The 21461-nt window shown below is 28.4% G+C and carries 17 protein-coding genes; 5 read left to right on the forward strand and 12 right to left on the reverse strand.

Annotated features, from left to right (window positions below; genetic code table 4):
- Nucleotides 1-78 precede the first annotated feature (78 nt).
- The 7 genes from ACWXVM_RS00680 to ACWXVM_RS00710 form a co-directional block, all read right to left on the reverse strand.
- The gene (locus ACWXVM_RS00680) at nucleotides 79-510 is read right to left on the reverse strand and encodes a 23S rRNA (pseudouridine(1915)-N(3))-methyltransferase RlmH (RefSeq protein ID WP_455993771.1); all 432 of its coding nucleotides are present in this window, start codon (nucleotides 508-510) and stop codon (nucleotides 79-81) included.
- Nucleotides 511-519: 9 nt separating this feature from the next.
- The gene (gene mnmG, locus ACWXVM_RS00685; protein WP_455993773.1) at nucleotides 520-2343 is read right to left on the reverse strand and encodes a tRNA uridine-5-carboxymethylaminomethyl(34) synthesis enzyme MnmG; all 1824 of its coding nucleotides are present in this window, start codon (nucleotides 2341-2343) and stop codon (nucleotides 520-522) included.
- A 10-nt stretch (nucleotides 2344-2353) separates the two neighbouring features.
- Entirely contained in the window at nucleotides 2354-2683 is a 330-nt protein-coding gene (gene rbfA / locus ACWXVM_RS00690; RefSeq protein ID WP_438340442.1) for a 30S ribosome-binding factor RbfA, read from the reverse strand.
- Nucleotide 2684: 1 nt separating this feature from the next.
- The gene (gene infB / locus ACWXVM_RS00695) at nucleotides 2685-4490 is read right to left on the reverse strand and encodes a translation initiation factor IF-2 (RefSeq protein ID WP_455993775.1); all 1806 of its coding nucleotides are present in this window, start codon (nucleotides 4488-4490) and stop codon (nucleotides 2685-2687) included.
- A complete protein-coding gene (locus ACWXVM_RS00700) occupies nucleotides 4451-4750 on the reverse strand; it encodes a DUF448 domain-containing protein (protein ID WP_438340440.1) in 300 nt (99 codons plus the stop codon). Before ACWXVM_RS00700 ends, infB begins: the two co-directional genes overlap by 40 nt.
- The gene (gene nusA, locus ACWXVM_RS00705; RefSeq protein WP_455993777.1) at nucleotides 4734-6338 is read right to left on the reverse strand and encodes a transcription termination factor NusA; all 1605 of its coding nucleotides are present in this window, start codon (nucleotides 6336-6338) and stop codon (nucleotides 4734-4736) included. The genes ACWXVM_RS00700 and nusA overlap by 17 nt, the downstream gene beginning before the upstream one ends.
- A gap of 105 nt (nucleotides 6339-6443) precedes the next feature.
- Nucleotides 6444-8603, reverse strand: coding sequence for a helix-hairpin-helix domain-containing protein (locus ACWXVM_RS00710; protein WP_438340438.1), 2160 nt, complete (start codon nucleotides 8601-8603; stop codon nucleotides 6444-6446).
- Between the two features lie 139 nt (nucleotides 8604-8742).
- Between ACWXVM_RS00710 and ACWXVM_RS00715 the strand changes: the two genes are divergently transcribed.
- Nucleotides 8743-9648 (forward strand): nucleotidyltransferase, encoded by a 906-nt coding sequence (locus tag ACWXVM_RS00715; RefSeq protein ID WP_455993779.1) that lies wholly within the window; start codon nucleotides 8743-8745, stop codon nucleotides 9646-9648.
- A gap of 250 nt (nucleotides 9649-9898) precedes the next feature.
- Nucleotides 9899-10069: a hypothetical protein gene (locus ACWXVM_RS00720; RefSeq protein ID WP_455993781.1), complete on the forward strand. Its 171-nt coding sequence runs from the start codon at nucleotides 9899-9901 to the stop codon at nucleotides 10067-10069.
- Nucleotides 10070-10485: 416 nt separating this feature from the next.
- Here ACWXVM_RS00720 and pip read toward each other — a convergent pair whose 3' ends face one another.
- The 5 genes from pip to ACWXVM_RS00745 form a co-directional block, all read right to left on the reverse strand.
- Nucleotides 10486-11421, reverse strand: a complete 936-nt coding sequence (pip, locus tag ACWXVM_RS00725) for a prolyl aminopeptidase (protein ID WP_455993783.1) — start codon at nucleotides 11419-11421, stop codon at nucleotides 10486-10488.
- Nucleotides 11422-11514: 93 nt separating this feature from the next.
- A complete protein-coding gene (locus ACWXVM_RS00730) occupies nucleotides 11515-12444 on the reverse strand; it encodes a DHH family phosphoesterase (protein WP_455993785.1) in 930 nt (309 codons plus the stop codon).
- Between the two features lie 3 nt (nucleotides 12445-12447).
- The gene (locus tag ACWXVM_RS00735) at nucleotides 12448-14643 is read right to left on the reverse strand and encodes a PhnE/PtxC family ABC transporter permease (RefSeq protein WP_455993787.1); all 2196 of its coding nucleotides are present in this window, start codon (nucleotides 14641-14643) and stop codon (nucleotides 12448-12450) included.
- Between the two features lie 2 nt (nucleotides 14644-14645).
- Nucleotides 14646-15542 carry a phosphonate ABC transporter ATP-binding protein gene (gene phnC / locus ACWXVM_RS00740; RefSeq protein WP_438340433.1) on the reverse strand — a complete coding sequence of 299 codons (897 nt, stop codon included), beginning with the start codon at nucleotides 15540-15542 and terminating at the stop codon, nucleotides 14646-14648.
- 32 nt (nucleotides 15543-15574) lie between these two features.
- Nucleotides 15575-16867 carry a hypothetical protein gene (locus tag ACWXVM_RS00745; RefSeq protein WP_455993789.1) on the reverse strand — a complete coding sequence of 431 codons (1293 nt, stop codon included), beginning with the start codon at nucleotides 16865-16867 and terminating at the stop codon, nucleotides 15575-15577.
- Nucleotides 16868-17285: 418 nt separating this feature from the next.
- On the opposite strand from ACWXVM_RS00745, the gene cas9 reads away from it, so the two are divergent.
- From cas9 to ACWXVM_RS00760, 3 genes are all read left to right on the forward strand, one after another.
- Nucleotides 17286-20786, forward strand: coding sequence for a type II CRISPR RNA-guided endonuclease Cas9 (gene cas9 / locus ACWXVM_RS00750; RefSeq protein ID WP_455993791.1), 3501 nt, complete (start codon nucleotides 17286-17288; stop codon nucleotides 20784-20786).
- A 109-nt stretch (nucleotides 20787-20895) separates the two neighbouring features.
- On the forward strand, nucleotides 20896-21120 hold the full coding sequence (locus tag ACWXVM_RS00755) for a transposase (RefSeq protein WP_438340430.1): 225 nt from the start codon (nucleotides 20896-20898) through the stop codon (nucleotides 21118-21120).
- A 53-nt stretch (nucleotides 21121-21173) separates the two neighbouring features.
- Nucleotides 21174-21461: transposase (locus tag ACWXVM_RS00760; RefSeq protein ID WP_455993793.1), on the forward strand; the 288-nt coding region annotated here is incomplete at its 3' end.

Raw genomic sequence — 21461 nt, forward strand, 5'->3', positions numbered from 1 at the left:
TTTTAACTTTGTCAATAGATCCCTAAATGTCTAAAGAAAAAAAATCAAATAAAAAAATTACACCAAAATTTGGTGTAATTATTTATGATATTTAATATTTTTCTTAATGGCTAATCCACGATAAATTTGTTCAATTAACATGATTCTAAATAACTGATGTGGGAATGTCATTCTGGAAAAACAAATTTTATTTTTAAATTTTGTTTCATCTACGCCATTCGACCCACCAATAATAAAAGTTAAATTATCTTCAATAAGTATATTAGAAAATTCCTCACTACTCATTTGTTTTCCTTGTAATGAAAGATAAAAAACTTTTGAATTTTTTGGTATTTTTGTTAATATTGCTTCAGTTTCCTTTGCAATTTTAATATCAATATTATCATTAATAATTTCTTTAATTTCAATTAAATTAATTGTTGCTAAAAAGTTTATTTTTTTTAAATATGAATCATAAATTTTCTTAATATCTGAATTTAAAGAACCAACTGCAATTAAGTTTATTTTCATTTTTATTTTTTATTTTTTTCGGTTATTTAGATAGAACATTAGCATTTGTATGTCGGAAGGGTTAATTCCACTAATTCTTGTTGCTTGTCCAATAGTTGAGGGTCTAATTTTTTCAAGTTTTTGTCTTGCTTCTGTAGCAAGATTATCTACCAAGGAATAATTTATATTTTCAGGGATTTTTAGATTTTCCAGGCGAATCATTTTTTCAGCAGCTGTTTCTTGTTTTTTAAGATACCCAAATAGTCTTACTTGAATTGTTAATTCTTCAATGAAGGGAAAATCATTTCCTAAGATATCTATTGGGTCTGTCTCAGGATTGGCAAGTAACTTAAGGTAAGATTGGCCATTGATAACGTTATATTTAATGCCTAATTCGCTCTTTGAAGATACATATTTATTTTTAAGTTCTTCAATTGTTGTTTGAATAAGATTATATTTATTAACAATTTTTTGATATTCTTCTTCATTTATCATTTTATTGTCATAAGCATATTGGCATAATCTTTCATCAACATTGTCATTTCTTAATAATAATCGATATTCTGAACGACTTGTTAACATACGATATGGCTCTGTGGTACCTTTGGTAACGATATCATCAATTAAGACACCGATATAGGCATCGCTTCTTTTGATTTCCATAGAAGGCATATTTTGAATCTTATTTGCCGCATTAATTCCGGCTATTAAGCCTTGGGCCGCCGCTTCTTCGTAACCACTTGTCCCATTAGGTTGTCCGGCCGAAAAAAAGTTTTCTAATATTTTAGATTCTAGCGATTTATATAAGTTAAGTGGATTAATAGCATCATATTCAATGGCGTATCCATATTTTTGAATTCTGCAATTTTCTAATCCAGGTACTGATCTAATCATTTCATCTTGGACATCGACAGACATTGAAGTAGATAAGCCGTTAATGTACATAATGTCACCTTTTTTAGTTTCTGGTTCAAAAAATATGTGGTGTGTTTCCTTGTCTTGAAATCTAACAATTTTGTCTTCAATGCTAGGGCAATATCTTGGTCCGATACCAATAATTATTCCAGAATATAATGAGCTTTTATCAAGGTTTTTTAGTACTATTTCTTTAGTTTTGGCTGTTGTATGAGTTAGAAAACAAGAAGTTTGTTCATCTAATTTTATATTACTTCGCTTGGAAAAACAAAGTTCAGTTTTATCTAGAATTTCTCTTTCTACTTTTGTAAAATCAATACTATCAGTATAAATACGACAAGGAGTTCCGGTTTTTAATCTTTGGATTTCAAAACCATATTTAGCTAAATTTTTGGATAGAGTTGAACTATTTTTTTCGCCATCAGGACCATCGTTTTTAATATCGGTGCCTCGTAGGATGCGTGAGTTCATATAGACACCGGTTGTCATAATTGTGACTTGTGAGTGTATATCGCCGTGTTTTAAAGTTTTAACACCAACACATTTTTTGTCAACTATGATTAGATCAGAAACTTCATCTTCAATTAAAACAATATTATTTTCTTTTTTTACAGCATTTAGAATTATTTGTGAATATTTATCTTTGTCTATTTGGGCTCTAAGCGATCAAACAGCTGGACCTTTTGAAGTATTTAACATTTTAATTTGGATCATGGATAGGTCGGCAAAAAAGCCCTGAACTCCTCCTAGGGCATCGATTTCACGAGTAATAATTCCTTTTGCCGATCCACCAATCGATGGATTACAAGGTAGCATTGCTAAGCGGTTAGTATTTAGAGTTATTAAGGCTACTTTTAGATTTCTTTTTGCTAGTGCAAAAGTTGCTTCGATTCCGGCATGACCACCACCTATTACGATAGCATCATACTGATTGTTCATTTATTAAGTACTATTCTTTAATATCTTTAAGTATTTTTTCAATTCTTGCAGCTTCAGGCTCAACTTTATCAATTAAAAATACTAGTTCTGGTAATTTTTTATATTTTCAACTTTTAGCTACAACTGAACGAATAAATGGCGCCATTGAAGTCACTTTGTCAAAGTATCTTTCCTTGTCTTTAAATAAGGTTATATATACTTTAGCATGTGATCCATCATTTGATAAAATTACGTCGTTAATTGAGATGTTTGTTACATCAAAATCTTTTAATTCAAAAAAACTATTTCCAATTAATTCTAATAATAATTGAGTTTTTCTTTCATGCATAATTGCGTTCATATTATACTAATACATCCTCATAAAATTTTAATTCATCATCTATATCTATTTTATCAAAATCTTTAATATGGGTACCAAAATCAAAGCCTTTTTCGACAACTTTAACATCATTTTTTTCTCTTTTTAAGGAGCTTATTGAGCCCTTAAAGATACTTTTGCCTTTTCTAATTACTTCAACTTTGCAAAGTTCTTTCGCTTGTCCTTCAAACATCATGCAACCTGCAATTGTTCCTACTTTCGAGTAGAAAAAAAGTTTTATAACAACAGCCTGTCCAATTAATTTTTCTTCATAAACCGGTTCTTTTAAGGTATTGATAATTGCTTCTATTTCCTCAACAATTTTATAAATAATGTTATGAGAAACAATTTTTATTTTTTTAGTTTCAGCTAGTTTTTTAATTTCGCTTGATGTGCTAATGTTAAATAGATAAATTCTTGAATTAGATGCTTCAGCTAAGAGTAAGTCCGCTTTAGTTAGTTCTCCCGCTGTTGCTCTAATAACATTAACAGAGATTTCATCATTTTTTAGTTTAGATAGCGTTTGCTTAATTGCTTCAGAAGTCCCCTGCACATCAGTTTTAATAATTATGTTTAAGGTTTTTTGTCCATCTTTTATAGTGAAGGAATTTCTTTCGCTTAATTCTTTTTGTTTATTAATAAAAGATTTTTCCTCTGCTAGCTTCTTAGCGAATTTTTCATCACTAATTACAATAAATCTATCACCTGATGAGGGATTCTTATTGAGACCTGTAATTATGCAAGGTGTGCCTGGTAAGACTTTTTGCAATGGTTTTCCCTCGGTTGAGGTTAAGCTTCTAATGTTTCCATATTGACCACCAGCGACAATAAAATCTCGAGGCATAAGAGTACCATTTTCAACAATAACCGTTGACACTACCCCTCTACCTTTATCAATCTTTGATTCAATAATAGTTCCAAAAGGATCGCGATTCAGATTTGCCTTTAGGTCTAGTAAATCAGCTTGAAGAAAAATAGATTCTAATAAAGCATCAATATTATTATTCATCATTGCTGAACCATAAATGAATTGGTTTTCGCCTCCTCATTCTTCACAAATAATATTATGCTCACTTAGTTGGCTTTTAATTTTCTCAGGGTCTGCATTTGACTTATCCATCTTATTAACAAAGATAATAATTGGCACATTGGCAGCTTTCGCATGATCGATGGCTTCAATAGTTTGCGGTTTAACTCCGTCATCTGCAGCTACAACAATAATAACAATATCAGTTACCCTAGCCCCTCTCGAACGCATTTCAGTAAACGCTTCGTGTCCAGGGGTGTCAAGAAAGGTAATTTTTCTACCATTATATTCAACTTGATATGCACCAGTATGTTGGGTAATCCCACCAAATTCTGTTGAAAGAATGTTACTTTTTCTAATTTGGTCAATTAGTGTTGTTTTACCGTGGTCAACATGGCCCATAATTGTCACAATGGGAGGGCGTGTTGAAAGGTCGTTTGGATCATTAATAACTTCAAGTTTATCAAATAAATTTTCAGCATCAACTGATTCTTCTTTTTGAAAATCAAGATTATAATGTAAACATATTTCCGCAATTTCTTCTTCATTTAAGAAGGTGTTAATATTTTTCATTATTCCTTTTTTAAAGAAGTAGGTTAAAATTTGCGCAGCAGTTTGGTTAATTTTTTGGCTAAATTCACAAACTGTTAGTGGACCTGTAAAAATAAATACACCATTTTTGACTTTTGCCTCTACAACGTTTAATTTTTCTTTAATATTGTCTACATTTGAAATTCTTTTGTTACATTTTTGCTTAGCCATATATTCACCTCGTTTCATAATTTTTTATAAATACAATCATCAATATTTTGTCTAAATGCTTTATTTAGTAAATGCTTTTTAAAAAGGGTTTCGATTTGTTCCTCATTATCTAAACAGTATGTTCCTCGACCACCTAGTTCAATGTTTGGGTCAAAATAAAATTCATTATTAATTTTTGCAAATCTAACTAAGTTTTTTATAGGATAAATTTTTCCATCAACAATAGATTTACGACTATATTTTTTATCAATCTTCATCATTTAAATCACCTAAATCTAAATTCTCTAAACCAGCACTTAGGTCATCATCTTTTTTGAAGTCCTTCATTTTTGTTTGAGTTATTTTTTCATAGTCGGCTTCGATTTTTGCTTTGTCTTTAATTTCATTTTGTTTAGTGTTACCTGAGTATACATCTAAATCTTCCATTTCTTCGCTTTCTAATTCATTTTGCATATCAATTCATGTTCTTTCTATTTCCTCATCAGAAATAGATTCATATAATTGTTTTTCAAAAATATGATCTGTTTGTTGTGCTTTTTGTCTAAGCTCAGCTAGGTCTTGGTCAAATTCTGATATATTGAATGTATTATCAAAGAATGATTCATTGGATTTCTTAGAATTTCTATGATTACTAATTGGTTTTAGATTTAACTTTTGACCTACATATTTTAATTTAGCTTCTTCTTCAGTAATATTTGCATTTTTAAATGAATATTTTATTTGGAGTTGGTCGGCTTGCGCTTGGCTAATTATGTCCAAGCGGCTTCTTGTTAATTCTGAGGCAAGTCGAACATTTTGCCCTTTTTTACCAATTGCTAAAGTATGTTGAGCATTAGGAACAATAACAATAAAACTATTGAACTGTGGAGTTGAATCTTCTTTTTCGACAATATCAATAACTCTTGAAGGACTAACGGCATTCATTACAAATTTCTTTTTGTCCTCATCATATAATACAACATCAATTTTTTCGTGGTTTAGTTGTTTCGAAATAGCTTCAATTCTAGCTGAATCTGTTCCGATTACTGTGCCTAATTCTTCGAGAGCAAAAGGCGCTTTTTCTGTTTTTCTTATAGCAACTTTTGCTCTTTCCCCTGGTATTCTAACAACCTTAATAATTTCAATAAATCCCTCAGCAATTTCTGGTATTTCTTGTTCGAATAATTTATTTATTAATTTAGATTCAACTGAGGATACTAATATTTGTGCATTTTTAGATTCAGGTTTTACTTCTTCAATATAAACATCTAACAAATCGCCGGCTTTTAGATTGGATAATAATCTTAAATTGCTTGTAGATGGTGGCATATAAGCAACAGTTCCATCACGAAATTCCATGAGTGTACCAGTTTTGGTAATATTTGTTATTTTAGCTTTAACTATAGTACCTATTAAGCTACTATATTTATTAAAGGTTAATTGTTTTTCCAATTCTCTAATTTGTTGGTTGAAGATACTTAGAATTTTTTGATAATCACGTTTATGGAATAATTCAAAATCTATTTCCTCGGCAATGATATCTCCCTCCTTAATATCTGCATTAATTTTTTTAGCATCGCTTAAAGCGATTTCAATGCAAGGGCAAAAATTATCTTTGTCTTCATATGTTATAGGGTCATTAGTAACGATTTTTGTATGGTTTATTATTTTAAACTGTTTCTTATCTTTATCAATGATAAATTCTAATTCAGCATCAGGATCATATTGACTAAAAATCACTTGTTCAACAGCTTTTTTAAATAAATCAACTACTGCTTCTTCATCAATATTTTTGATCTGTGAAACATTATATATAGCACTAAAAATTTGTGTTGCTTTTAGTTCCGAATCAAAAGTTTTGGTATTCATTTTTATCTCCTTTTTTATATCTTATAATTACAAAAAGGATCGGCCTATGGCCAACCCTTTTTAATCTTAATTAAAAACAGTATAATAAAATTTTAATACATTAATTTATTTTCAAATAATTTTTCCTTGAATTTTTGAGTTTACTTTATCAATATCAATAATTTTTATATTTATGTTATCGCCAATTGAAACTAGTTCATTAGGATGGTTGATATATTGGGAATTTTCCTTCTTCATATTGCGAATATGAATCAAAACATTTTCCTTTAGGCCAATATAGGCAAATACACCGAAGTTGGTAATATTTTGAACCTGGCCAATAATTTCTTGGCCCAGTTGGATATCACTAAATTTTAAAATTTTGTCATTAACAATATATCCTGGTTTATCATCCCTTATATCCTTTCCGGGTGCTAATAAAGAATCAATAATTAGGTCAATGTCATATTGATTTGCGCCTAGGTTTTTAGCTAATTCATCCTTATTAGTTGAAAGCAATATTTCCTTATCGATATTTTTTAAATCAATAGCTAATTCTTTTATTATTCTATCGGCAAGTTCGTATAAGTCAGGGTGTATATTTGTCTTATCATAAAATACATTAGAATCATAAATTCGTAGAAAACCAACTGATTGTTCATAAGCTTTAGGGCCTAAACCTTTAACTTTTTTAAGATCAGTTCTTGATTTAAATAAGCCGTTCTCATTACGATAATCAACAATATTTTGTGCTAATGATTTCGAAAGGCCAGAAACATACTCTAATATATATTTGGTTGCGGTGTTTAAATCAATTCCAACCATATTGACTGCCTTTCCGACTTTGAATGCTAATTTTAAAGATAATTCTTTTTGATTAACATCATGTTGATACTGACCTACCCCAAGAGATTTTGGTTCAATTTTAATTAGCTCATTCAAAGGATCTTGAAATTTTCTGCCTATATTAATTGCTGATCTAAATTCTAGTTCTAAATCAGGAAATTCCTCTTGCGCAATTTTTGAAGCCGAGTATACAGAAGCGCCTACTTCGCTAACAATGGCAAATTTAGTGTTTTTGTTTAATTCTTTTTCTCTTCTTATTTTTAATAATTTATCAATAAATTCTTCTGTTTCACGGCTAGCGGTTCCATTTCCAATAACAATTAGATCAATCTCATATTTGTTAAGTATTTCATGCATCTTTTTGACTGCATTTAGAAATTCTTCTTTTGAGTTAGTGTGTGGATGGATAACAAAACCTTCTAAATATTTTCCATTACCGTCTAGCATTGCACATTTGCAGCCGTTAGTATATCCAGGATCGATAGATAAAATATTTTTATTTTTTGTGGCTGGAGAAAGTAATAAATCTTCAAGATTTTGAGCAAAAATTTCAATAGCTTCTTTTTCGGCACGCTCAAATAAATCTGTCTTTATTTCTCTTATTATCGATGGAAATATTAAACGATCTAGTGAATCCTTTATTGCTTCATTAACAATCTTAGCTGTTCTTTTGTTGATGAAAAATTTGTTGTTTAGATAATAAATGATAACTTTTTCATTGAATTCAATTGTATATGAAATGATTTTTTTGTCTTCGCCACGAGTAATAGCTAATACACGATGGTTAGGGATATTTTTAACCTTCTCGCTATAGTCATAATATTGTTTGAATGTTTCTTTTTCGTCATCCACACTTTTCTTTTTTGTTACGATAACACCGTAGTTTATAAGTTGATTTTTAACATATTCGCGAACTGAAATATCTTGTGAAATATTTTGAGCAATTATATATTTAGCCTGTTCTAAAACTTGTTCAACATCTTTTAATGTATCTCCATTAATATATTTCGAAGCTTCTTTAAAAACATTAAATTTTTCATCCTTATTTGTCATAATAAGCTCAGCAAGTGGCCCTAATCCTAATGCAAGAGCTTCGGTGGCTTTTGTTTTTTTGCCTACCTTAAAAGGTTCATATATATTTTCAACTTCCTGCTTAGTTATTGCATCATCAATTTTTTTCGATATTTCAACATCAAGTAGCTTTTTTTCTTCAAGAATTTTTTTAACATATTCTTTCCTTTTTTGAAGTTCTACATCATATTCATAAAATTCGCTAATATTTGCAACTTGTTCTTCGTCAAGACCACCGGTCACATCTTTTCTATAACGTGAAATAAAGGGAATTGTAGCGCCTTCTTTTAATAATTTAAGGGTTTCACTAACCTGCTCGTTACGTATATTCAATCTTTTTGCAACATTTTTTATTGATAAATCAATCATAATTTCTCCAATTTTTATTTATTATCTTTAGTACATTAATTATAAAGAAATTATTTTTTAATAGGTCTTTTTAGATTTTTTTTAAAGCAAATTAATTTATAATTTTTAAGAATTATTGAATTGTAGGAAGAATAAATTTATGTTAAAAATTGGCATTATTGCAGAATATAATCCATTTCATAATGGTCATATATACTTAATTAATAAAATTAAAGAAAGATATCCAAATTCGAAAATTATTGTTGCCTTGTCCTCTAATTTTACCCAACGTGGTGAGATTGCTTGCGCTCCTTTTGCAAAAAGAAAAAAAATATGTATGAAATATGGCGTTGATAAGGTTGTTAAGCTAGATTTTGAAACTTCAACACAGGCAGCACACTTTTTTGCAAAAGGCTCAATTGATATGTTAGATAAACAAAAAATTGATATTCTTTTTTTTGGAACATCCGATAGCGATGAAATAAAAAAATATATAAGTGCTGCAAGGTTATTGGATGAAAATGCGGATTTATATAACAAAAATGTTAAGTTGCTTTTAAAACAAGGAAAATCCTTTATTTTATCCTGTTATGAATCGTTAAAACTATTCTTAAAAGAAGAAGAAATTCCGCAGGATATTTTGGGCTTTGAATACACTAAATACATATTAAAAAATAAACCTCATATTAAACTTGATTGTATAAAAAGGTCAATTTCACATCATTCCGGGGAAACAAGTTCAATTTATGCATCAGGAACAAAATTAAGAGAAATGATAAAAAATAATGAGGATATTTCAAATTTTTCTCCACTAAAAATTAAAAGAGTTAAGAGGATTGAAGATACATATAAAAAATTCCAAAGAATAATAAGACATTGGTCACCACAAAGAATTGCCAAAATTAAACTTGTTAGTGAAGGGATGGAAAATTTATTTAAGAAAAACATTGATGCTTTATCCTACGATGAATTTATTGATTCTTGTACATCAAAAAGATATACAAAATCACGTATTAAGCGAACTTATTTGTATGTCTTAAAGAAGTGATTTGCTAAAAAAAACTAGTATATTTTTAATTTTAAATTAAAGCGCAATTGAGGAAAAAAGTTAATTCTAAATTGGATGCAGCAAGTTATTAATACCTCTAGGTATTATTTTTTCATTATTATTGTTTATCAGGGTAATCATAGGCACTTCAGGCGCTTAGAAGGTAAAAAGATACTGAAATAAAGATACATATTTTTTTATAAATCATAATTTAGTTTATTAAGCTAAATATTCAAAAAAATATAATAGGTTATAGATTTTTATAGATTTGAAATTTAAAGGATTTATTTATGAGTGACTGGCTATTTTGATGAAGCAACACTTGTGCGAAACAAAAAAGTCTAAACAAGGTCATTTTGTTTCATTTGATCTAGCACTGGCATTATTTTTTACTTTTATTGTTGTTGTAATGTCAATATATAAATTTGTTGCAATATAGCTAATGTTGGTCCAGGTTTTGCGTCAATTATTTTAATTATAATCTAGCATCTATAGACCTACAATTATTATATTATTAATATTTTATGATAATGCTCTTAGTGAAATTAACAATGAAATCGTCACTATTTCTGAATTTCAATAATATAGACATTGAAGCAAAGTATTATTGTTTATGTTTGAATATAAACTCTTTATTTTTGTTAATAATTGTTGGCTTGATCTTGCTAATATTAACACTTGCAGGTTTTATTATCTTTTTTTATTTTAGCTTCAAAAGCTTAAAAAAATTTGATTCAATTTATTTAAAATATTTTTTTGAATCTAATCTGGATGAAAAACTTAAATGAGATTTTGTAAAAAAAACATTCAGGTGTATTTTCTGAATGTTTTTTGCCTTCAAAGTCTATGAATTATTTATTGCAAATTTTTAAATTCTTCTGTAGCATTAACTAGTGCTTCTGCAATCTTTTCTTCTTTTGAGGAATGGCCTGCAATAACAAAATTTAACTTTGATTTGTTTAGATTTTTATGTAAAAGGTAAGCGCCTTCTGGTCTGCAATCCATATCAAATCTACCGTGAATAATTATTGTTGGAATATTTTGAATTTTGTCAATATTTTTTAATATATAGTTATCTTCTAAAAAAATATGATTAATAAAATAATGATTTTCAAGTCTAGCTAATTCTAAATTGCTTTTCTGATTAGATAAAATTTCTTCTATTTCTGTTAGTGGATTCATCGTTATAAGCCCGAGTTCTCATTTAGCTCAATGGTATGCTGCATTGTATGCTAATTCAATATTTGGGCTATTTAGATACTTGTGGTATGCCTTGATTAAATTATGTCTTTCTTCAATTGGAATAAAGTTGGAAAATTCTTCATATGCTTCAGGAAAATAGAAAGAAGCACCTTGCTGATAAAGGTAATAATCGTCTTCTTGGCGCCCTAAGAATACACCTCGCAAAATCATACCCAATACATTTTGAGGGTAATTAATGGCATAAATAAGTGACAAACAGGATCCTCATGAACCACCAAAAAGTATCCATTTATCAATATTTAAGTTTTTTCGCAACTCTTCAATATCGCTAATTAAGTTTAGTGTAGTATTTTCTTTTATTTCGGCAGATGGCATAGATTTGCCGCAACCTCTTTGGTCGAATAAAATAATTCGGTAATGACTTGGATCAAAATATTGGCGATTTGATTCAGAAATCCCCCCTCCTGGACCACCATGTATAAATAAAATTGGTTGACCATTTGGGTTACCTACTTCTTCATAATATATAGAGTGAATATCGCTTACTTTTAAAAAACCAGTTTTATATGGTTCAATTGGTTCAAACATAACAATTTCCTTTTAGATAAAATATTAGTACTTAAAATTATATTTTAATATTTTAAAAAGTTAGAGGTTTAATGCACCCCTAACTCTTATTTTTTATATTAAATAATGTTTGTTTATAAAGTTAACTATTTCTTGCAATTTATTTAAATCCTGTTGAATAAATCCAGATGAGTTTAAGTGCCCACCGCCTAAAAAATAGTTTGCAACTTTTGATACATCATAAGTAGTTTTTGATCTAATTTCACAGCGATAATCACCCTGTTTTCGTTTTAATAATGCTAGTGAAACTTCGGTGTTAGATACTTCTGCAAATTTAGCAACAAGAGGTCTTGCGATATCATTTGAAACAATTTGATCAACAATCATATATGTAACTATTCCTTCTTTTTGGGAATTGTTTATTGCATTAAAAATGAATCTGTTTTCTTCCGCATTAAGTTGCATTTTTTTAAGTAAAAGATTATAATCTAGACCTTCCTTTAATAAAAATTCCATACATTTAAAAGTTTCTTGAGTAACATTTCTCTCTTTGAAAAATTCAGTATCAGTAATGATTGCCACAGCAAGGCCTTCGAGAACTTTTTTGTCTGTTTTTAAATTTAGTTCCATAACAAGTTTAGTCATTACTTGTCCGGTTGCAGGTCAAAAATCACCACCAATTTCAAATAATCATTCGCCTTCCAAAGGATGATGGTCAATTTTAATTGATTCTTCGGTTTTGACTCTTTGATCAAAGATTCTATTCTTTGTAGATGTATCAACAACCACCTTTAGTGAGTTATTAAAAAAGTCATTATCAACTAATGAAATTTTTTCATCTTCCAAGAATAATAGGTTTCTTGGATAATCGCCGCCAGAAATTCTTACATTCTTATTTTTTAGGTTTATTTTTATAAGATGCTTGAGAGCGACTGCAGATCCTAGGGTATCACCATCTGGTTCAACATGAGTACATAATGTTATATTATTTGCGTTTTCTAGATATTCTCAAAATTTAATAAATTTTTGCTTCATATTTTCCATAATTTAGGCCACCGTTAATGAATAATTGTCAAAATAATGATCAACCGCAATTTTGGCGGATTTTTTAGCTATTTTAGATTTCTTGAATCAGTTTTTCATATTTGCTAGATCTTGAATTGTTCGCATATATGTTGTTTTATAAACATTTTTAACATCATTTTTAATTTTAACTAATATTTTTTTATATTGATTTAAATAGTCTATTTTATTTGTCATTAGCCTTTTATAATTTTTTTCATCTGGAATTAAATCATTTTTTAATCAATAATTGTATATAAATAATTGATCCTTCTTGTGTTTTGCAATCATATATTTTGCATATCTTGTTTCATTTTTGAATTCCTCATTGTTCACAAGAGCGACGGCAAGCGACTTAATAATCATATTTTGCTTAATCAGTTTTTTAAACCAAACATCTTGGCCAAAGAAGTATCCAGTTGTTAGTTTTGAGCGAATGATATTTGAAATCTGTTCAATTGTCAATAATACAATAATGGTAAAAATTAGGTATGATGAAAGCTTGTCTCAGTCTTCAGTTTTGGATGAGTATGTACTGATTTGGAAACCAAAATCACTAGCTCCTACGGCGCCAATTACTACTGTACTTTTGAAGTTAATTTCAACTCTATATAAGAAGTTAGACAGAGATTGCGGTAATATTGATTTAATAACAATAAATTTGACTTTTTGAAATCATGTCGCGCCTAGTGAGTCTAAGGATTGAAACACCTTGTGTGGAATTTTTTCAACTGACTCCATAATTAGTTTTCCAAGCATACCAATTGAATGTATCCCCAGTGCCAAGACCCCGGCGAATAGTTTTGAGTCTTTTGACAAGATTATAAAAAGAATGGCAAAAGTGAATGCTGGTATAGCACGAATAACAATAATAATCAATTTAAATGGGTAAGAAAAATACTTATTAATATTTTTTGCGGCAAGAATTCCTAATATTAGTGCAAAAAACAAACCAATGACTGAGGAAGCTATTGCCACTAGTAGAGCCGAAGCCCCTAATGGTATAACACTTGTTTTTGATGTTTTTCAATTGCCACCAAACAATGATCAATCCGGATTGAAAAGCTTATTAATTCCATCTTTGAATTGGCTAATTTTTATACTATTTCCAATTTTTCATTCAATTTGTGTTAGCGAAGCAAGGATAAGCGCAAACACAAGAATAATGACAAAAATCTTGAATATATATATTTTTGACTTTTGCTTTTTAAGCTGTTCTAATTGTTTTGCAAATGGAAGTTTTTCATCAATTTGAGGGTGCTTTTGAGAATATTCTAAAATGAATTTTTTAATCATATAGTTTAATGCTTCGATTACTATCATCAAGGCAATTAACACTCATAAAACAATTGACATATGCGATAGGTTATCTGTTATGGCGTATTGGTCAGAAAGAAGTTGTCCAATTGTTGATATTCCAACAATTGATAAAATAGCTGCAAATCTAACAACCATTTCAAATGAGTAGAATCCATATGATACAATTCTCTTTATTAAATAAGGTAAAATTGCGCTTTTAAAGGCAAGAGTTTTATTATTTCCAATCGCTTGCGCTCCCTGAAATGCACTTGTATCATAGGTGTCTAAGTCTTCATATAATCATTTTGTCATTAATGAGCTAACAAATATAGCAATTGAAAACATTGCCGCTAATGATTTTGAAAATAAGAAGAAAAAGATAAATGCGAATACAACTGGGGGGACTGCTCTAATTATCGACATTATTATTCTAAAGGGAAGATAAATTAATTTATCTTTAATAATATTTTTAGAGCTTAATAATGCTAGTGGTACTGATATAAAAATACCAAGTATAGTGCCTAATATTGAGTATGAAATAGTGGTCCATAAATAGGATAAGCTGCGCAAGAAGGTTGCATAAGGCGTGAACTCTGCAGCTCCGATTTGCGCTTTTTTATTAGTCTCAAAAAAGTGTGAAATATGATTTCAAAAAGCTTTTCAGTTTTGAAAATCAGGTTTAATAGCAGCGATTATTATTACAACCAAAATAAAGATTAATGCACCACCCAAGATTTTGAACCAAGGGAACTTTTTAGTTACCTTTTGGCCATTGATGTCAACGAATTTAGGATTAAAATAATTTGTTACTGATTCACTAAATAATTTTAGTTTGCTTTTATATTCAATAGAACCGCTAGATTTGCTTTGTTGTTTATCCATTTCTAGATTTCCAATTTTTTAATTTTTTCTTTAATTTCATTTTGAATAATTAGTCTTTTTCTACGGTTTTCATTGAATTGTTCTTCATCAAATTGTTCCAATTTTTTTCCATATATTTCTTTTAATTGTTCTAAATTAACTTTATCTCAACTATCATTAAAAATAATTTTGCCTTTTTTTACGCCTATTATTCGATCTGCATATTGTAGGGCTAGATCAACATGATGGAGATTTGCAATTATGGTAATTTTTTCAGATTTGTTAGCTATTAAAAAACCATCCATAACACTTTTAGCCATAATCGGATCAAGTGCCCCTACAGGTTCATCTGCAAGAATAATTTTTGGTTTTTGGGCTAGAGTACGTGCTAAGGCCACACGCTGCATCTGACCGCCTGATAAATCTTTTGCTAAATCATAAGCATTTTCTAGAATATTAACTTTTGCTAAACATTGATATGCTAGTTCAATATCGCTTTTACTATAAATTCCAAAAAACGCTCTAAATAAATTCATTTGTGGTAATCTTGCCGAGAGAACATTTTGTAGTACAGTGATGTTTTCCACTAGATTATAATTTTGAAAGATAATTCCAATTTTTGTTCTAAATTGTCTTAATTTTTTTCCTTTTAATTCATTAACATTGTAAGGCCCAACCGTTAATTTTCCTGAGGTAATGGTATTTATTTTGTTTACTGTTTTAATTAGTGTGGTTTTTCCGGCTCCCGATAGACCAATAATTGCAACAAACTCGCCTTGATTAATTGAAAGATTTACATCAATTAAGCCCTTAGTTCCATTAGGATATGTTTTTGATACATTATCTCAGTTTATATTTCAATTATTATTAGTATTTTGTTGTATGTTGCTAATACTTTTTATTTTTAGATTTTTATTCATAATTAAGTTTTATATTAAATTAAGTTTTTGTATTATTCTAAGAAAGATTTAAAGCCTTCAAAATGTTTTTTAAATCATTGTTCAGGGTATATATATGAGGCAGCTGATGTTGTTGAAGTATAACCATAAATTACATAATCCCTTACTTCCGATCATTTTAGTTTTCAATTAGAACCTTGTTCTTTTAGGGCTTTAATAACAATTTTGTAAATTTCAGAATCTTTGCGAACATAAATATATGAACGATAGAAGCCAACGGTTGGAAGTTCTTCTCCTGTTGCCAACGAATCAATATGTGTTTTTAATTCATCGTTGTATCCGTTTGCAGTTGAATTTGGATTTTTAGATGGTTCCTTGTTGATATAAAGATTATTTTTATTGAATATTTTGTAGTTATTAAATGCTTCAACTAGTAGTTTTTCATCATTAAATTTAGGTGTTGATGGATTCTGCTTGCTTATATATGGGTCAATAATTTGGACATTTCTACCAGCTTGAATAATAAAGCTAGAATCTCCGGATAGCTTAGCTCATGTATCGACGGGTAGAAAGGCGACATCGATCGATTTAGCTTTCAAAGCTGTTGCAGCACTATTGTAATCACTTGAAACACTAATTTCAATATTTTTGATTCCTTTTTCCTTTATTCATAATTGTAGTTTCTCTGTTGCTTTTTGTACTAATGCGGCATCAGAAGAAGGAATGAATTGAATTTTAAGGTTTTTCTTTTCATCAACAGTTGTGAATTTACTTGTTTTTTCATCAAAGGAAATATATTCACTATCGCCCTTAGGAATAACTTCATAGGCTTTTTTTGAATCTCCATTTATGTTGTAAACGATATTTGCATCAAATCCAACTGGAGCATAGCCATCATGGTTGTATATTTTGAATATACTTTGGATCTTGTTATTTTTATCTAAGTAAGTTAAATTGCTTTCTTTGTTAGAATCTTTATTATCTTTTACTTGTTTGTTTGATTCTTTTATTGCAGCAATTAAAAGTTGTTGAAGAGCCTTAATATCGCCAAGCTTTAAGTCAGATCTCGCCTGAACACCATCATTTGAAATGTGAGATGTAGCTCCAATAACTTCTAGATCATTAGCATGGTCTTTAGCATAAAAACGAGCGTCTGATCATGCCCCGGCAACAGTGATTGATTTGTTAGCTAGTTTTTGCATAGCATCAGCATAGCCCTGGGTTTTTATTGCTTCGACATTGGAATCTGTTGTACATTGTGAAGAAATTAGACCTATAGCCATCGGAAGTATAGAAGCACTAGTTATAACTGAAGGTAGTAAGAACTTTCTGATTGATTTTTTCATTTGTTTTCCTTTTTGTGTGGATTTTCTTTAATATAAAGTATTTAAATTTACAAACGAAATTATATTAAAAACTCAAGGAGCAATAAAAAAACACTTATTAGAAGAGTTTTTTTAAAAAAATTAACAAGTATGAAAAAAAATAAATTTTTTGTGGTGAAAAATTATATTATAAAATTAGTTTTTTTATGAAATTACAATTTTTTCATTTTGCTGCAATTTAACGTAAATGTTAAAAAAAGTTATTTTATAAATTTTATGTAATCTCATTTGGTTCGAAAATTTAAGATAAAAGTTTAGTGTATTAAAATTGCAATATTAGCAATAATAAAATCTTCAAATTTTCGCTAAATTTTAATGATAAAAATAAATATTTATATTTGTAATTTATAATAAATATGTTTTTTAGAATGGAGAATTCATGGAAGATAATAAAAAAATTGAGGTTTCATTAGGCCTAGATTTAGGGATTGGTTCAGTAGGCTGGTCACTTGTTAATAATGAAACTAACGAAGTTATTGCGCTAGGTTCTAGATTGTTTGATGAACCTAATTTAGCTGAAGATAGAAGAGCACACAGATCTCTTAGAAGAAGCATAAGAAGAAAAGCTTTAAAGAAAAATGCTTATGCAAAATTAGTTATTAAATATAGCAAAATGTTTAATTTAGATTTAAAATCCGTCGAAGATGTTTTAAATATTTATTTAAAATTTTCACAAAAACACCCACATATTATAGATTTAAAATATAAAGCATTATCAAAAGAAATTTTATCAGAAGAATTAATCTGAATATTACACGATTATTTAAAAAATCGTGGTGTATTTTATGAAATAGAAGAAGAAACCAAAGATAAGAAAGGCGGCGATAAGAATAACAGTTCATTTTCCGAATTTAAAGACGATTCAAAATATCCAAGCGAAATTGAAAAAAAATACTTTGATAGATTCGGATTTGTCAAAAACATTGAAGCAAATACAGGCAATTTATTTACTAATAAAAGATGAGTTGCCGAACTTGAAAAACTTTTCGAAGTTCAGTCTAAAAAATATGATCAAAAATTATTTAAAGAATTTAGTGATAATTATCTAAATTTATTTAAATATATACGTTCATTTGAACAAGGGCCTGGCAATATAAAAAGTCCGAGTGAATACGGAATTTTTCAAAGAGATGAAAATGGTGAAGTTATTCAAAAATATACTGTAATATGAGAAAAAACCACTGGAAAATGTAGCGTGTTTAAAAAAGACAATAGAGCGCCTATTAATACGCCAAGTGCAGAAATGTTTAATTTATTACACAATTTAAACAATACAACTTTTTATATTGACGAAAATTCACAAAATAAAATAAATCTAGACAATCAAGTTAAAAAAGATCTAATTTTAAATTGATTTAATTCATTTAAAAACGATAAAAAAGTTAAAAACATAGATAAAAAATCAATTATTAAAGAAATGAAAAAAATTAATAATGATTTAACTACAAATAGTTTTACCAATGAAGATATCAATTATCAAAATCTAAATATAACAAATGAAATTTTAAATATATTTGTAAAAAATAATTGTATTGCTTCAATGTTTGACAGTGAAAATTTATTCAATGTAATAAGAGACTTAGATAAGCTATATCAACCAATATTTTATAATAGAAGTATTGATGACCGTATCAACAAGTTAAACGATAAAGAATGTATTAAAGTATTCAATAAATATTTATTAAATGACAGTGATATTCAGAACACGATAAAAGATATTGCTCAAAGTTCTAAATTAAAAGGAAATAAAACACATTCACTTTCATACCGTGTTTTTGAACATACGTTGCAGGCATTGTTTGATGAAATTACCAATCTAGAGTCATTAAAATGAAATAAAGAAAGTGATTTATATAAAGCAGTTAGTGAATATAATAAAGAAAATGAAATTAAACTAATTTCAAAAGAACAAACTGGCAAATATTTACAAGCCAATTTTTTAGACGATTTAATTGTTTCTCCAGCAGTTAAAAGTTCAATTAGAGAAAGCGTTAAGGTATTTAACCAAATTATCAAAGAATTTGGAAAAAAATATTTAATCACAAAAGTTGGCCTAGAAATGCCAAGGGATAAAAACGGTGAAGAAGAAGCTAAAAAAATCAGTGCTCAAAATAAACACAATAAAAAAGTTAATGATCTAATTGAAGTGGCAGTAAAAGAAAGAACTATGGATAATTCATTCAGTATTTCAAATTGCTCAGATCATACAAAATTAAAGTTATTGCTATGATTACAACAGGACGGAATTGATTTATATTCTCTTCAAGATATTGATTTAAGAAAAGTTTATAAAGATCCAGGATATACAGATATTGATCATATTCTTCCTCAAAGCAAAAGTTTTGACGATTCAATCAGAAACAAGGTTTTGGTACTAAAAGAGTCAAATAGGCAAAAGAAAAATAAGGTTCCTAAAGACTTTTTATCAACCGAAAAATTTGAAGAGCTAAAAAAATGGTTATATGTACATTGAAGATCAAAAGCCGATAAATATACTTCTAAAAAAGATAAAATCAAAGATTTACCTTGATTTAAAACATACGATGAATTAATTGCAAAGTGCAACAATTTATTGCATGACACACTTTCTCAAAGCGATGAAATAGAATTTGCTTCTAGAAATTTAAACGACACGCGTTATGCATGTAAAGAATTTTTAAGTATTTTAGCAAACTATGCTAAAAATCATGACAATCAATTCACAATAAAACCTATTAGAGGTAAATTTACAAGCATAATTAGAAAATTAGCGAAGTTGGATAAAAAGAACCGTGATGAATTTGATCACCATGCTATCGATGCTTCAATATTGGCAATTGCAGCAAACAATATGAAAATGAACCATAATAAATGAGCAATTTTGGAAAACTACTACATTGACAAAGACAACAACATTATTGATAAAGAAACTGGTGAATTTATTTGTAAGCGTTCTGATTTAACTGTCAATACCCAGGATATAACAGATAAAGTAAAAAAATCGATAGGTGAAAATAGACAACAAGAAATTAAATCTAAAGTAAGATTTACAAGAAAATTAACGAAAGATCATAATATCGAACTATTTAATGCAACTTTATACTCTTCTATCAAAGATCCAGATGATGAAAATATAATTTATAAAGTTGAACGTAAAAGTGTCTATGATATGAAAGATTACTTCGAAAAAGAAGATAAACACGATAATGTATTAATGTTCAGAAGTCACCCTCAAGAGTTTAATAAACTTAAGAATATATATCTAGAATATAAAGGTGAAAAAAGTCCTTTTGAAGTTTATATGAATGATTTACAAAAAGAATATAGTGAATTAATTTCAGAAGAGTATAAAGATTTCTGTAAAAATAATCAAATTTTATTACTCGTTGAAAACAATAAAGTCAAAATGGTTAAAAAATTGAAAATAGTTAGTGATAAAAAAGATATTAACAATGTAGCTTTAAATAAAAATGATAGCAAGTCATTTAAAGAATCATTTAATTGGGTTGCGCTATTGATTTATAAAACAAGAAAAGATAAATATGCTTATATCCCGGTAAATGCAAAAATCTATACATTTGATAACAATAAAAAATCTGATTTTTCTTTAGAAGAAATTTACAATCAAAAAGAATTAAATAGAATTAAAAAAACATTAGACATTCCAGAGGAAAAAAAAATAATTGATGTCTGATATAAAAATACGTTGTTTAAGAACGCAATCGATAATCAAGTCTATTATTTATGCGGCGCAGTTTATAGTTCTCAAACTATTGAGGTTAAATACATTTCAAAAAGAAATGTAATAAAAAATGGAGAAAAATTAGAAGAAAAAAGGCTAAGAATTAAAATTTCTTCTTTTTTCTCGAATTCAATAAAAACAAAAAATAGAATAATTTAAATTTAAAGGTACTGTAGATAATTTTGTGTAAAAATCTCCAAACGCAAATATTTTAAGTTTGAATATTTGCGTTTGGAGATTTTTTTAATATGCCAAAAAAGATATTAAAATGCTAAGTGCAAAAGAATTATATGATAAATATAAATTAGCAACTCAGGAAGAGGTTTGCGAAATTATTAAGCAAAATACTAAGGATCTTATTCAAACAATGCTAGAAGAAGAGATGAAAAAACACCTTGGTTACGATAGATATGAGCATGGAAAAGCGATAAAAGATAACTATCGAAATGGTAGTTATTCTAAAAATCTAAGATTAAATTTAGGTGAAATTTAACTTCAAGTTCCGAGGGATAGAAACTCTGAATTTGAACCAACAATAGTTCCAAAATACCAGTATGATATTTCCAAGATTGAAAGCCAAATTATGGTCTTTATTCAAAAGGAATTTCAACGAGAGATATCTTTCAAACTCTTAAGGAAATGTACGGAGTTGAAGTTGATGCTACTTTCGTTAGCAGAGTAACTAATAAGATAATTCCACACATAACAGAGCGAAGAAATAGACCTTTAGAAAAAAACTTATGCCATGGTTTTTATTTATGGAATAAGGTTAAAGTTAAAGAAGAAAATAAACTTGTTAAAAAGTCAGTTTACATAGTTATGAGATACTCTTTG

The organism is Mycoplasma sp. 2261 (genome assembly GCF_053851575.1).